Origin of the sequence: Oxynema mangrovii CENA135 (assembly GCF_016632315.1) — a bacterium.
GTDB classification, from domain to species: domain Bacteria; phylum Cyanobacteriota; class Cyanobacteriia; order Cyanobacteriales; family Laspinemataceae; genus Oxynema; species Oxynema aestuarii.
In genome coordinates, this window is the sequence record NZ_JAEOXH010000003.1 from 518,906 (window position 1) to 532,509 (window position 13,604).

At 52.2% G+C, this 13,604-nt stretch carries 6 protein-coding genes; 1 reads left to right on the forward strand and 5 read right to left on the reverse strand.

The window, feature by feature from the left end; translation table 11 throughout:
- Positions 1-33: 33 nt before the first annotated feature.
- Positions 34-5,214, reverse strand: a complete 5,181-nt coding sequence (locus tag JJD41_RS21880; protein ID WP_200669600.1) for a PAS domain-containing protein — start codon at positions 5,212-5,214, stop codon at positions 34-36.
- Positions 5,215-6,228: 1,014 nt separating this feature from the next.
- On the opposite strand from JJD41_RS21880, the gene JJD41_RS21885 reads away from it, so the two are divergent.
- The gene (locus tag JJD41_RS21885; protein WP_200669601.1) at positions 6,229-7,575 is read left to right on the forward strand and encodes an AAA-like domain-containing protein; all 1,347 of its coding nucleotides are present in this window, start codon (positions 6,229-6,231) and stop codon (positions 7,573-7,575) included.
- Between the two features lie 53 nt (positions 7,576-7,628).
- Here JJD41_RS21885 and JJD41_RS21890 read toward each other — a convergent pair whose 3' ends face one another.
- From JJD41_RS21890 to JJD41_RS21905, 4 genes are all read right to left on the reverse strand, one after another.
- The gene (locus tag JJD41_RS21890) at positions 7,629-9,734 is read right to left on the reverse strand and encodes a GumC family protein (RefSeq protein WP_200669602.1); all 2,106 of its coding nucleotides are present in this window, start codon (positions 9,732-9,734) and stop codon (positions 7,629-7,631) included.
- Between the two features lie 106 nt (positions 9,735-9,840).
- Complete coding sequence (locus JJD41_RS21895) at positions 9,841-11,277, reverse strand: SLBB domain-containing protein (RefSeq protein ID WP_200669603.1); 1,437 nt, start codon at positions 11,275-11,277, stop codon at positions 9,841-9,843.
- Between the two features lie 436 nt (positions 11,278-11,713).
- Positions 11,714-12,979 carry an RNA-guided endonuclease InsQ/TnpB family protein gene (locus tag JJD41_RS21900; RefSeq protein ID WP_200669604.1) on the reverse strand — a complete coding sequence of 422 codons (1,266 nt, stop codon included), beginning with the start codon at positions 12,977-12,979 and terminating at the stop codon, positions 11,714-11,716.
- Positions 12,980-13,231: 252 nt separating this feature from the next.
- Positions 13,232-13,432, reverse strand: a complete 201-nt coding sequence (locus JJD41_RS21905; protein ID WP_200669605.1) for a hypothetical protein — start codon at positions 13,430-13,432, stop codon at positions 13,232-13,234.
- Positions 13,433-13,604 lie beyond the last annotated feature (172 nt).

Sequence of the window (13,604 nt, forward strand, 5' to 3'; positions counted from 1 at the left end):
GCTCTAAAATAAACCCTCAAAATCCCCTTAACATCAAGAGGCGATCGCCGATCGCGTTTGGGTCAGAGGAATTTCTAAAACAAACTCAGTTCCGCGACCGATTTGAGACGTACAGCGTAAATTCCCCCCATGTTTGTCTACTACAATTTTATAGGCGATCGCCAATCCCAAGCCCGTTCCAAAACCGACGGGTTTGGTGGTATAAAACGGATCGAAAATTTTGGCGATCGTCGTTTCACTCATGCCGATTCCATTATCGGCAATCCGAATTTCAATTGAATTAGCCAGCGATCGCGTGGCAATGAGAATTTGTCCCGATTCTGGGGAATTTTGTCCGGAATTAGAGCTGCGATCGCGCTCTTCGATCGCTTCGAGGGCATTATTCAAAATATTCATAAAAACTTGATTCAGTTGTCCCGGATAACATTCAATTTCCGGCAAATCACCGTACTCTTTGACCACTTCGATCGCCTGGCGATGGGAATTGCCTTGCAAGCGATGTTGCAATAACATCAAAGTGCTGTCGAGATTGTCCTGAATCCGAACTCGCTTCATATCCGCTTCGTCCAAGCGAGAAAAAGTCCGCAGAGACTGGACAATTTTGCGAATTCGTTCGGCCCCGGATTTCATCGAGGCGATCGTTTTGGGAAGATCTTCGATTAAATAGTCCAATTCCACCGCTTCGATCTCCGCTTCGATCTCCGGAGTCGGATCCGGATAATGCTCGCGGTACAATGCCAAAACCGAACATAAATCCGCCGTGTATTCTTCCGTATGAATCAAATTCCCATAAATAAAATTTACCGGATTGTTAATTTCGTGGGCAACTCCCGCCACTAACTGACCGAGAGACGACATTTTTTCCACTTGAATTAAATTTGCTTGAGTTTGTCGCAACTCGGTTAAGGTTTGTTCTAATTCCAAACTCTTCGCCGTCGCCAATCGCGCCGACTCGCGCGATTGCGTATATAATGACGCTTGATCGATGGCGATCGCCAGGGAATTACACACTGCCTGTAACAATTCCACCTCGTCTTTTTCCCAAGTACGTTTGGAGAGATCTTGAGTGCAAATCACCGCGAAGATTTCGTCCAATTCCGTTCGCATCGGTAACAGCAAACTCGATTGATGTCGAGTTGCCATCATCAAGGCGCGCAAGGTGGGGTCGGGTTCGCGATCGATGTCGTCAATTTGAATCGGTTTGAATTGTAGTAACATCTCCCCGAACGATCCCAATTTTTCCTGGCTGTAATAGGCGCTGCTACTGGCTAACTGGGGGCTTTTCGCTTCGTTGACTAACTCCCAAAACGGTCGTTCGCCGTCGCGATAGTAGCGCCAGAACATGCAGCGATCGCTCTCTAACAAATTGCGAATTTCGCTGACCGCCGTAGCGACAATAGTTTGTAAATCTAAAGAATTGCGAATTTGGGTCGCCAGACGGTTGAGCAGTTCTTCCCGATACGCCAGTTCTCGATATTGGGCTTCGCTTTCTTGTAAGGCTAATTCCGATTGTTTGCGTTCGGTGATATTCGTAGTGGTTACGATCGCCCGCCAAATCCGACCTTCGCCGTCGCGAAGGGGGGTAATGGCGATTTCCCACCAGGTGGCGACGCGATCGAAATTAAAGGGTTGCTCGAAACGAAGCGCCTCCCCAGTTTCTACACATTGGCGATAACGATCGCCGAGAATTTCAGCCGCATTGGGGGGTAGCAACTCCGAGGTCGCCTCGCCGACGGTTCCCTCGGGGGCGATCGGTGCCAGTCGCTGCCAGGTCGGATTGTGACCGACATAGCGGAAACGGTAGCCCGTCGGCGATTCGTCCCGTTCGATATCGACGATCGAAATACCGATATCGACCCCTTCATAAATACTGCGTAAAAACTGCTCTTGTTCTCGCAAGGTCATTTCCACCGCTTTGACCTCGGAAATATCGCGGCAGATCGTCGATAAATATTCGACCTCCCCGTTGTCGTTGTAATGAGCGATCGCCACTTGCGACACGGGGATTAAGTGACCGTCGGCGTGCAGGAGTTGAGTTTCACCGTGCCAGATCCCCCGTTCGATCGCCGTAGGAATGGCGACTTCGACCATCAGTTGACTGATATGGGTCGGGTGTACGTCGCCGACAGAGAAATCCCCGAGTTCGCGATCGCGACTCAAGCCGATCATCTGCCGACCGCCTCGGTTGATATAGGTGATTTGTCCGGAAAGGGTCGTGGTTCCGATAAAATCGGGGGTCGCTTCGAGAATCCCCAACAGACGCTGGTTTAAGGCTTCGGCCCGTTTGCGGTCCGTAATATCGAGAAGCGTACCGAACACTTGCGCGATCGTACCGTCGGGATCCGCACTCGATTCGATGCGAGCGTTAGCGTAGCGCCAAGTGCCATCTGCACGCATCACCCGCAAGTCGAGATCGCAAACACTCGGACGGGAAATCGCCGTTTCGAGGGCATCGCGGTAAGCGTCGCGGTCGTCGGGGTCGATCGCCTGGAACCAGTCGTCAACGGAGGCGATCGCCTCGTCGGGGCTTCGTCCTAAGATCCGGTACAGTTGTTCCGAAGCGACGATCTCCCCGGTGGCGACATCCAACTCCCAACTGCCGATTTGGGCGATCCGTTGGGCTTCTTGGAGTTGCTTTTGGCTGTGACGCAACGCCACTTCTGCCTGTTGGCGCTCGGTGTAGTCGTGAGCAAAACCGATAATGGCGACGATCTGACCGTCTTCGTCAACTAACGGCAATTTCTGAGTTTCAAACAAGCGCATTTTACCGTCACCGTCGGTCGCCGGATCGTAAGAATTGTAGATCCTCTCTCCGGCGAGAACGGCGCGATCGTCCTGACGGAAGCCGCGAATACCGCGATCGCGATCGCCGAAGACTTGCTCGGGAGGGAATCCCAGTTCCAGATCGTCGTGACCGAGCATTTCTTCCGGGGTTTTTCCCAACGCCGTCGCGTAACTTTGGTTGACCAACAGATAGCGAAAGTCCCGATCTTTAGCAAAAATCCAATCTGGGGTCGTATCGATCGCCTGTCGTAGCAGCCGTTTGGTTCGTTCGGTGGCTTTCAACGCTTCTGCCACTTGTCGTTCGGCTCGTTTGCGATCGCCGATATCGCGCACGATCCCGAGAATTTCGGTCTCGTCAATCGGCGCGATCCGCGCTTCAAAATCTCCTAAGGTCCCGTCTGGGTTGGGGAGTTGGTACTCGAAACTATAAATTCGTCCCGTTGCTAGGGCCAAAGCAATATATCCCTCGACGGTTTCGGCAATCGCGGGGGGCAGCACTTCCCGGGTTTTTTTGCCCAAAAAGGCACTGGGGGGAACCGCCAGATTTTCGAGATTGGGGGCTTTGAAGTCCAGAAAAGTCCCGTCGGCACTTTGGCGGAATAACATGTCGGGGATCGTTTCCACAAACGCCCGATAGCGCGCTTCGCTGTCGCTTAAGGCGATTTCGGTCGCTTTGAGTTCGGTAATATCGATCGCCACTCCCGACCAAATCGCGCTGCCATCCGCTTCGAGATCGGGCTTCGATGCGGTTTTGAGCCATTTGAGTTCTCCCGACGGGGCGATCGTGCGCCATTCGGACTGCCACAGCTCTAAATGGGCGGCAGAGGCGGCGATCGCCCGTTCGACGAGATCGCGATCCTCGGGATGAATTTGGCCGAACCAGACCTCGGGATCGGCGAGGATCGCCTCGGGTTCGACTTCCCACAGTTCCCGACATCCGGAGGAGATATAGAGAAAGGACAGCTCGCCGTCGGGCGATCGCCGCAATTGGTAAATCGCCCCCGGGATGCTGTCGGCGACTTTTTCAAAGCGCGTTTGGCTGCGATTGAGGGCGGTTTCGACCCGGGCGCGATCGTTGGTTTCCAGGGTCAGGGCGATCGCGTAGCCTAAATATTGGGCGAAGTTTTCCTCGCTAATGCTCCAATTGCGTTCCGTCGTGCCGATATGTTCCAAGCACAAAACCCCGTGCGGGCGATCGCCGCATCGAATCGGCACGTCCAGCATCGCCGTAATCCCCAGGGGAAGTAGATAATCTTCGCTCAACTCCCGGGTGCGCGGGTCGGTGCACGCGCGGCGGGCGAGGATCGCTCGATTGGCTGCGAGGGATTGGAAATACGCCGGATAGTCCCGCGCCGACAACACCGATCCCCGGGAATGTCGATCGCTGTCGAGTTCGTAGAGATCCTCGCAGACGATCGCCTCTCCATCGCGATCGTAAAGCCAGATACTGGCTCGCGCGACCCCGAGAACCCGGGCGGCAGTTTCGGTAATTTGGGAAGCGGCAAACTGGAGGTCGGCGCCGTACAAGCTCCGGTGTTTTGCCAGTTCGACCAGAGCCATTTGTTGTTTTAACAGTTGGATTTGGCGATCGCGCTGTCGTCGTTCTTTTTGTTTGCGCTCGTCCACCGACTGTCCGACGCCGAACAGGGCGCCGCCGCCGTCCGCCGTGACGCTCCATTCCACCCACCGTTCCCGGTCATCCCCGGTGTCGATCCGGGTTTCAAATTGGCTGTGCGGTTCTCCCCGGTGCAAGCGTTCGAGTTCGGCTGCAGCCAAGGCGCGATCGTCGGGATGGATCCGATCGAGCCAACTGCTCCGGCTCGCTGGGGCGCGATCGCCCTCGAATAGCCGTTCCCAGGCGCGATTGACCCACTGCAATTCCCCCCGCGAGTCGGCGACGAAGTATAAGTCCCGGGCCCGGTTCAGAGTGCGCCCCAGATCGAGGGGTAATGGTGAGGGGGTCGGTGCGCTCTGGGGTCGGGAGATCGCGTACAGGACGCCGTCGAGCCGTTGGGGCGCTTCCCCGGTGTTTGGGGTCGCCCACAGTTCGTGACGGACCGGACATTCGGATCCGTTCGGTCGTTGAATGGCGTATTCGAGGCTGAGGCGTCGGGGGGTGGGGTCGGTTGGCGGTCGATCGAGCAGATCCGCGATCGCCGTTTCCACTCGGGCGCGATCGCGAGCGGCGATCGCCTCTAGCCACAGGTGGGGAGCGGTTTCAAAGGCTTCGCTCGGGCGATCGTAGAGTTGGCGCGCGGCTTCGTTGAGATAGAACAGTTCTCGGCTGCTCGCTTTGACCGACCACCACCCCTCGGACGCCCGGTCGGCTGTCCCTAACAGGAAATCGCAAAGATCCGCACAATTTTCCGGGCAAGTTTCCGATGAAATTTTCCGGCGATCGATAACAGTTTTTTTTCGGTAAACAGACATTATTTTTCTCTTTTTAAGCAAAATCAGCCCTAGTTATTTTGAAGGCTCTCTCGCTGAATTTTAAAAATGGATTCCATCCCCGATCGAAGCTGACTTTTATCAAAGTTCGGAGGGGTTTAGCGAAAACCGAATTGTTTTGCAGCTCCGCAGAAGACGGCTCTAATGCGATCGCACTCTCGTTTTGAGTGCCTTTCCCTTTAGCGATCTTTCTGGCGAGTATCGCAATCGAAAAGATGCCATACCCTGAATTGATAAGACATAGCCGTTCATTTCAAAGTATATAAGATTTGGCAAGGGGATCGACCCACCGGGATTCGCCGATCGCCCATCCCTGGAAGCGCCGATCTGCTCCGGTCGATGGCGGGTGCGATCGCCCTCAGTTCCGCTTAACGGGGTCGCTTGTGGCCGCTCGATCTGGGATTGCCTCTTTTTTCCCCGATTCCCTCGCGGATCCGCGATCGTGCGATCGCTTCGTTACCTTTCTCTTTTTGCCAATTTGGATGCTAAAATCGGGATTTTGTCAATCCTAACAATTACTTTTTTTATCAAAAAATGAAGGATCGATCGCCCAGTGACCTCGGTTAACCGAGCGCCTGCGTACATTCACCGATCGGCAACGGCGTTCGCCTGGCCACTTCCGTATCCGTTCGATGCGATCGCCGATTCCTTTTTTTCAATTGAAGCTTTAAACTGGAAATACATTGATGCAATAATCGTGAAAAGATCGCCAACCTAGGAATCGAAAAGGATACCGTATTGACATTCATCGAGACGAACGGATTAGGCGTTTTGAATCTCAGCCGTATAGAAAATTGAAACTTGAAGTAAATCCTCTAAGATTCGATCTCTACCCTCGACGCTCCAGATTTGAGGGACTGTAATCCCCGTCCGATCGCTTCATCCCTCGGGCGATCGTTTGCACGTGAAAGCAAGATCGCTAGATAATAGCCTAGCGCCTCGATGGAGTTTGATGCGATCGCTCATGTTAAAATCTCAGTTTGCCAACGCTTTCTTATGACAATCGACGAGTTAGTAAATTTACTATGCGCGAGTCAGAATAAAGCTCTCAATCCCGCTCAAGAACTCGTCCTGCGCCAAGCTTGGGAAGGACAAACATATAACGAGATGGCGCGAAATTCCGTTTACGAAGTCGATTATTTGCGAACCACTGCCGCTCGCTTGTGGCAGACCCTTTCTAAACTTCTCGATCGCCCGATTTCCAAAAGTAATTTCCGGGCGATCGTCGAATCCAAACCTCTTACTCTCCCACAGCAATATTTAGTTGACGCTAACCTCCAGGAAAGCCCAAGTCACCTGGAATTAGAATATCCGAGCGGTCCGGTTCCCCTCGTCTCCCGATTTTACATCGAACGTCCCCCCATCGAACAATACGCTTATGCAGAAATTACCAAACCCGCCAGTATAATTCGCATCAAAGCCCCCAAAGAAATGGGGAAAAGTTCGTTAATGTTGCGGATTTTACAAGAAGCATCCAGCTTGGGCTATCATGTCGCTCCTATTGATATCAATCAAGCCGATGTCGCCATCTTGAACCATTCCAATAAGTTCTTGCGCTGGTTTTGTAGCCTCGTCGCCCAACGGCTTAATTTACGTCCGAATTTAGATGAATATTGGGATGAAGAAATCGGTTCTAAAATTAGCGCGACCCTATATTTTAAATGGTATATTCTCGAAGCGATCGAACGACCCCTGTTTTTAGCCTTAAATGAAGTCAATCGCGTTTTTGAATATCCCGAACTCGCTCGGGATTTCTTGCCGTTATTGCGATCGTGGCACGAAGAAGCTCAACATACCCTCGCTTGGCAAAAATTGCGATTGGCGATCGTTTATTCGACTGAAGTTTACGTCCCCCTTCAGATTCATCAATCCCCTTTTAACGTCGGTCTGCCGTTAAAATTACCCGATTTTACGCCAGAACAAGTGATGGATTTAGCCGCACGCCACGGCTTGAATTGGATGCGCGATCGCTCCGTCAAACAACTCATGGATCTCGTCGGCGGACATCCCGCTTTAGTTCGGATCGCCTTGTACCATTTAGCCCGCGAAGAAACCTCACTCAAACAGTTATTACAAGACGCCCACACTGAAGCAGGAATTTACCGCGACCACCTGCGCCGTCATTGGCTCACCCTCGGAAAAAATGCCGAATTAACCCAAGCCTTTCGAGACGTCGTGCGATCGGGAAGCGGTATTATCTTACAGCCCATCCTCGCCTATGAATTGGAAAGCATGGGATTAGTCAAACTCGATGGCGAAGAAGTCCGCGTCAGTTGTGAATTGTATCGGCATTATTTCGAGAGAGAATTATTCCCAGACAGTCATGGATCTCCTGCTTTGTAAGATCTAAGCGATCGCCGTTCTCGTCCGAATTCGAGCTTGTTGCTTATCCGTCCTTAAAACTTCCTCGTCTTAACCCGATTGGCGACCGTTCCCAATAAGGGAATCCCCGCCAGTCGCAGATCGTCTAACGCGCGTTCGAGTACCCCACTTTTAATCTTACCGATCGCCGCTACCAGCAGCAAACCGTCCGTATTCGCCGTAATCAAACTCACGTCCGCCAAACCGACAATTTTAGTCGTATCGTAAATCACTAAATCAAACGTCGATTGCATTTTGTGCATTAAATCGACCATTTTTTGCGATGCCAGTAACCGAATTGGATCCGGAGGAATCGACCCCGCCGTTAAAACAAATAAGTTATTTTCAAGAGGCGATCGCTCGATCGCTTCTTCCAATTCAAACTGTCCGGTAATTAAATCTGTCAATCCGTGTTTGTTCAACAATCCGGCGCGTTCGTGTAACTCCGGAGAACGCAAATCGGTATCCACAATTAAAACCCGTTGTCCCATCGCCGCCGCCGCCTGCGCCAAATGAATCGCTACCGTAGACGTTCCCTCGTCGTCTCCGGAAGCGGCGATCGTCAGCGAATGGATGGCGCGATCGCAATTCAACAGGCGGATATTAGCATATAAAGAACAAAACGCTTCAAAAAAAGGCTCGATTTGATACGGACGACCCGACGCCGAACTCAACGTATATTTTGCCGTGACCTGTTCCACCAATGCCGATAAACTGACAACTGCCGATACCTTTTTAAGCTGTCGATTTAAAGGAATTGCACCGAGAATCGGACGTTTCGTCAAATATTTGAGATCGCGAAGACTGTAAATGCGGTTGCTTAATTTATCGATGCCTAACGCCGCCCCAAACCCGAGCATTAACCCTAAAATAATCCCCAACGCTGCGGTTTTCTTAACATCATTTTTCGAGGGTTGAGGTTCGCCAATCGGTGCGAGCAACCGCCAAGGAATTTCCCGTTGGGCTGCATCAATTCGCAACGCTTCTCGTTTCGCCAAAAACTGATTGAGGTTCTCCGTCGCAATTTGTAACTCCCGTTGAATATCGCTGTACTCCCGGGTAATTACCGACAGCCGTTTCACCTCTCCATTGAGCCGTTCGATCGTCTGGCGCAAGGCGCGATCGAGTGCTTCGAGTTCGCGCAACTGACTGGCCAATTCTGCACGAACGCGCTCCCCTTCTTGAGCCAATAAACTTAATAAATTCTCCCGTTGTTCCCGCAAAATGCGAATGTCGGGACTGGTATCGAGAAACAACACCGAATCTTTCGCAATCTGCGTGTCAATGTCTTGTAACTGAGTTAACAATCCCTGATAGCGCGCGTTATCTTTCAACGCCACCGCCGTTGCTAATTCAGGGGTATTTTCCGAGAGTTCTCGTTCTAAATCTTGGTAGAGCGATCGCACTTTCGCCAATTCCAATTCATTATTGAGCAGTTGCTGTTCGACCCCTCCTATTTGACTGGTCAGTTGTTGGGCCTTATTCGCCGGATCGATTAAATTATCCCTTTGTCGCATATTTTGCAGTTGCTGCTGCAAATTATCCACGCGAGCATCGAGTTGGGGAATTTGTTCTTCGACGAACTCAATTCCCTGGCGGATATCGGTTTGGCGTTCCTCCAAACTGTAGCTGAGAAATGCTTGAGCGACTAATTCTAAAACATCGGCGACTAACTCCGGATCCGGATTCGTATAACCGACTTGTAAAATATTTGCTCCCGTAACTTTAATGCTTAAATTTTTCACTAAGGCGTGGTAGCTCAATTGCGGATAGTTCCGTTGCAATTGCTCGACAAGCGGAGAGAGCACCCCCGGACTGAGCAATACCTTAATTTTGGTCTCGTCGAGGGTCGAAAGCGATTCCTCGCGACCGCTTAACGTTTGCGGGAGGGAAGAAATTACCTGAGTTTCAACGGTTACGGGTTCGGTGAGAATTTCAAATTGTGCCTGATAAACGGGAGTATAGTTCAGTGCGTTGAGGGTCGCTCCCGTAGCGACTAACACCGTCAAGCCAGCAATCACCCACAGCCGACGACGGACGGCGCCGACGATCTGAGTGAGATCTAAACCGCCTTCATCGTCATCGTTCGACGGAGCTGATTTCGCCAAACTTAGGGGTTGAGCGTACTGTCCATCATCCATGTTTGCCTGTCTCGACGGGACTTTCTTTGAGAGTCTCGAAAGATCGCCCTTGACAACTCTCAACGGGTGCCAGCAATTCTAGCCGATCGCCCTCCCGAGTGGGGGCTTACTGACCGAACAATCCGAAGAAGCGAAAGGGAAAATTGAGAATGGTTAACAATTTACCTAAAGGATTGATCGCAGTATCCATCGTATCGGAGATACTTGCTAAGGTGGAGCGACTGACGACGATCGCGTCGGCGTTGCGTAGGGCCGGGTTGTTGAGCTCGTTGAGTCCTTGGCTGAAATCGAGGTCGATGGTTCGTTGAGAAATCGTCCCGTCGGGATTGAGCCGAATTAACTCGACCGAATCGGTATCCGCTCGATTGGTAAAGCCTCCCGCCGCCAATAAGGCTTGATTGAGCGGTGTATTGGGGGGGATTTGGATCCCTCCGGGTTGTTTGACTTCGCCGACGATGTTGACTCGGATGTTTTCCGCCGAAAAGCTCGCCGTTGCAAGTTGCGTGCTTTCGGACGGGTCGATTTCCCGGGCGATCGGAACGACGATCGTATCTCCATTTTGCAGGCGCAAGTCTTGGCTGAGATCCCCAACTTGTAACAGTTGCCACAAGTCTACTTCGATGATTTGTTGGGAACCGTTGCGGGTGGGTCGCCGTATTTGCAAGCGCCGGATATTGGCGAGGGGTTTGATTCCTCCGGCGGCTTGGAGGGCTTGGGTGACGGTCGGCAAGCCTTCGGCGCCACCGCTACTGTTGAGGGTGTGTGTTCCCGGTCGGTAGACTTCGCCAATGACGGCAATGTTTAACGGCGGCACTTCTTTGGCGGCGAAGCTGGCGGCGGCGAGTTCCGAGGCTTCTTGCAGGTCGATTTCGGTGAGGGTGGGAATGGCGATCGTGTCGCCGTCGCGTAGGGTCAGATCGGCGCTGAGATCCCCCGTTTTCAGCAGACTCCACAGGTCTACCTCGATCTCTAAATCCGGTCCGGAATGTTGGCGACGCCGGATGCGCGCGTTTCTCAAGTCGGCGGATTGGGTGATTCCTCCGGCAATTTCGATCGCCCGGGTCAAGGTCGGAAATTGAGCCCCTTCTCGGGTCAGGGTATAGGCGCCGGGTCGTTGGACTTCTCCGGCAATCCCGATTTTTAAGGGGCGCGGTTCGACGAGGGAGACGGTGACGATCGGTTGTCTGAGATAGGCGGAATAGGCTTCAACGAGAACTTGACTGGCCCGTTCTAAGGTCAACCCCTCTACGGGGATTTTACCGACGAGGGGCAGGTTGAGAGACCCATCGATGAGGACTTCTTGTTCTCCACTGTACTGGGGAACGCGCAGGATTTCGATGCGAATCCGATCGCCTCCTCCCAAGGTATAGGCTTGTTCGAGTTGGGGGGAGTTAGGGGTAACCCGAATCACGGGATCGGCGGGAAGGGCTGGTGTTTGGGCGAGGCTGGGTTGCGATCGCCCCGCCACGATCGCGGCGCTACAGCTCAATCCCACAACGGTCGTGGCGATCGCCGTAGATAAGGCAAAATGGCGATGGTGCATAGGACTAAACCGAGATTTATAAAAGGTTTTATCGAAATTATTCTACTGGGGTACTTTTTTTGGCTCTCCATCCCATCTCTCGATCGAGGATCCCAGAGGGTTGGCGATCGCTTCCCTCTCCCTCGGGAATCGACTGCAGGCGGAACGCATGGGGTTCACTTTGTATAAGTATCGTTTTTTTGGATGCCACTTCTCCCGAATCTTAGCAATTTTGGAGAGATTTTTAACGTTTAAAAAGTGAGTTTTTAGCGTTCGATCTCATTTTTTAATTGGGCGAATTACAGGCGCGATCGCTCGTGTTCGTGCTAAGCGCGACCGACAAATCGGCGCGATCTTCGACTAAATACAGAACACCTATAACTTTATTCGAGATTCCTCCAAACTGTAAGGAAGTATTGCAATCAATCGTGACATCCTCCCGACGCTGAATCAAAGATTACAGCGCGGGCTTCCCAACCTCACGATTGGGTATTCCTGCCCCATGCCACTTATCTAGGTCATCGACCCCCGACAGACCGACTTGACAGGCGGTTTCCGTTCCCCAGAGTCCCTGGGATACTACATTCTCTAGTCCACGATCCAAAACCATCTCTGCTGCGGCACGGTCACGATGCGTTCGATACCCACACTCAGGACAATGATGCTCTCTGACTTCCAACCCTTTGCTCACTGTAGCAAAGCAGGATGGACAGGTTTGACTGGTACCGTTGGGGTTGACTTTAGCAAAGTAGACCCCCCGTTTCCAGCACACCCATTCCGTCAGAGACAGAAATTGTCGGAAGGCGGCATCAACACAATCTTTTCGCAGCATTCCTCTCGTCAAGCCTTTGACGTTGAGGTCTTCTGCAAAGATGGTTGGCGCCCGATCGCAAAGCTGATGAGCCGTCTTCAGATGGAAGTCTTTACGACGGTTCGCAATGCGATGGTGCATTCTAGCCACTTCGATTTGCGCCTTCTCCCAGTTTTGAGAACCCTTTTGTTTTCGTGCGGCTCTGCGTTGCAGCAATTTCAGCTTGCGTTGCATCGACTTGAAAAACTGGGGTCGTTTTTGGAAGGAGCCATCGGAAGCGGTCAAGAATCGCTCCAATCCCAGGTCAATCCCAATTGCCCGACCATGAACCGGAACATCGGGAACTGATACGCTCGACTCAATCGTGACGACAACATACCATTGCGTCCCCCGTACCCTGGACAGTACCCTTACCTGTTTCACCTTGAACCTGTCAGGGATGGGACGATGCAGGTCGATGGGTACTTCCCCAATCTTTGGCAACTTGATTGTGAAGCCATTGATGGGATTGTTCTTGAACTGGGGAAACACAAAGGATTTGAATTGACCGAATTTTTTGAAACGCGGGAATCCATGTCCCCGTTTCTGAAAGGCTTCCCAGGTATCGTGCAGTCTGCGAATTGTGGTCTGCAACACCTGAGAATGCACCTTACCCAGATGCGGGAATTGCTTCTTCGCTTTGGGCAGGTTGTTCTGCTGACGATGGTAAGACGGGAATGGCTCATCGGCGGGAATGATGTATTCCTTTTCCAGCGAGCATCGGTCTACCGAACACTTACGCGAAGCAATCCAGTCTTTGAGTTCGCGCAAAGCGTAATTATATACGCCTCTGCACGTCTCAAGCCACGACCGCAGTTCAGTCTGCCCGGTGGCGTCTGGATAGATTCGGTAGGTGTAGTTCATGGTCAGCATGGCCGGAGTTTACTACAGGCTATAGCTGCTGATAAATGCTGGTCTCATCCCCATCGTAGGGCTTGGCCCTTCCCGTAGGGTGGGGATGAGACTTTTCAAGGGGAGTCCATGTATCGCGACGCTGATGCGAAGCATACAGCGCGGGACTTATAGCTCCCCGAACCCCTCAAAAGTTAATTTCCTCGCTCCCCTTCAATGGCTAGGATCGCGACGGCGATCGCACGGATCGCCGATGGAACGTTAAGGGTTGGATTACACTTGGGGCTGGTCTTTGGTGTCGTCGCGCTTGGGGACACTCGGCGCTTCGAGACCCCGCTCGATCTCGTACCCTTGGCGGCCCAGTTCCCGCACGAATTCGGTCGGGTCGGCGGCGATCGAGGTTGGCGCTCGAACCTCTGAAGGCTCGCCCTGTTGTAAGTGTCGCTGTTTTTTAATTCGCGCTTTTTTTCCCATTATTCTTTTCCCCATTCAATGTTTCAATTCTATCCAATTCCTTCGCTACTTCGCGCGATCGCCCCCCGGGTTTCGTTCCCTCAGCCGATCTTGAAAAGGCGTACAATAAAGAAAGAAGAAACTGTAAAATTTAAAGGATTTTAGAGATAAGTTTAACAATGGGAGCGGGAAT

Bases quoted from the DNA above. Each gene is read 5' to 3' on its own strand.
- JJD41_RS21890 (WP_200669602.1), bottom strand. From the start codon at position 9,734: ATGGATGATGGACAGTACGCTCAACCCCTAAGTTTGGCGAAATCAGCT.
- JJD41_RS21895 (WP_200669603.1), bottom strand. From the start codon at position 11,277: ATGCACCATCGCCATTTTGCCTTATCTACGGCGATCGCCACGACCGTT.
- JJD41_RS21885 (WP_200669601.1), top strand. From the start codon at position 6,229: ATGACAATCGACGAGTTAGTAAATTTACTATGCGCGAGTCAGAATAAA.
- JJD41_RS21900 (WP_200669604.1), bottom strand. From the start codon at position 12,979: ATGCTGACCATGAACTACACCTACCGAATCTATCCAGACGCCACCGGG.
- JJD41_RS21905 (WP_200669605.1), bottom strand. From the start codon at position 13,432: ATGGGAAAAAAAGCGCGAATTAAAAAACAGCGACACTTACAACAGGGC.
- JJD41_RS21880 (WP_200669600.1), bottom strand. From the start codon at position 5,214: ATGTCTGTTTACCGAAAAAAAACTGTTATCGATCGCCGGAAAATTTCA.